This window comes from Mitsuaria sp. TWR114, assembly GCF_007997345.1.
The window spans coordinates 1-672 of record NZ_VOSR01001139.1 but is presented as its reverse complement, the minus strand read 5'-3'; the positions used below and the strand labels follow the sequence as shown (position 1 = coordinate 672).

Sequence of the window (672 nt, the reverse complement as noted above, 5' to 3'; positions counted from 1 at the left end):
TCGACCATGCGCTCGCGGTGCTCGTCGTCGAGGAACTTCAGGTCCTCGGTCAGCACGCGGTGCTCGTTCTGCGCCTCGCCGTAGGCCTGCACGAAGCGATGGATCAGGCCGCGCAGGTGATCCTGTGGCGGCAGGCCCTGCGCGCTCACCTCGTCGACCAGGTCGACCAGATGCTGCAGGTGGTTCTGGCAGATCTGCGCGAGCAGCTCATGCTTGTCGCGGACATAGTGGTACAGCGTGGGCTTGCTGACCTCGCAGGCCTCGGCGACCTGGTTCATCGAGGTGGCCGGGTAGCCCTGGTTGGCGAAAAGTCGGGCGGCCTGCGCGAGGATCTCCTCGCGGGTGGCATCGAATCCGGGGGCGCGACCTCGGGCCATGGGTGTTGTTTTCCTTGTGAATCAGCGTTCGTCGAACGAGATCACGACGCGCGGCGTCAGGGCGTGGGCCTGACAGCTGAGGATGAATCCAGCCGCCACCTCGTGCTTCTCGAGGGCGAAATTCTTATCCATCCGGACCTCGCCCTCGATGAGCTTGCAGCGGCAGGTCGAGCACACGCCCGATTTGCAGGAGAACGGCACGTCCATCCCGGCCCGCGCCGCGGCGTCGAGCAGGCTGGGATCGCTCTTGCGGAACTCGATCTCGCGCGAGACGCCCGTCGCGGATCACGAGCAC

Annotated in this window: 1 protein-coding gene and 1 pseudogene; both read right to left on the bottom strand. The window is 65.9% G+C overall.

Going from position 1 to position 672, the window contains the following annotated elements; genetic code table 11:
• Positions 1–377, bottom strand: a 377-nt coding sequence (locus FUT87_RS28185) for a TetR/AcrR family transcriptional regulator (protein WP_147243086.1), incomplete at its 3' end; no start/stop codon positions are given.
• 21 nt (positions 378–398) lie between these two features.
• A pseudogene (locus FUT87_RS28180) lies at positions 399–653 on the bottom strand (2Fe-2S iron-sulfur cluster-binding protein); the annotation flags it as partial.
• Between the last annotated feature and the right edge of the window lie 19 nt (positions 654–672).